1 pseudogene is annotated in these 250 nt (G+C 50.0%); it reads right to left on the reverse strand.

Features of this window, described 5'->3' with window-relative positions:
- Window positions 1–167 (reverse strand): annotated as a pseudogene (locus SB822_RS59360) (oxidoreductase); the annotation flags it as partial.
- Between the last annotated feature and the right edge of the window lie 83 nt (window positions 168–250).

Below are 250 nucleotides of genomic sequence, written 5' to 3' on the forward strand. Positions count from 1 at the left end.
GTTAACAGCCCTGCCCCTGACTGGGCCAGACTGCCCAGATGCATCAGGTGCCAGTCAGTCATCTCGCCGTTATCGGCGGAATACTGGCACATCGGAGCAATAACAATGCGGTTTTTCAGATGCAAACCGCCCACCTCCATTGGAGAAAACAGCTTTGTCTGGCTCATCGACGATATTCCTTTTTAGCGATGACTCACGAAATTGATACAATCTGTACCAGGTTTCGCAATCAAGGTTTGACCAGCTGCAT

It is taken from the genome of Paraburkholderia sp. SIMBA_054 (assembly GCF_046534875.1).
Lineage (GTDB): Bacteria > Pseudomonadota > Gammaproteobacteria > Burkholderiales > Burkholderiaceae > Paraburkholderia > Paraburkholderia hospita.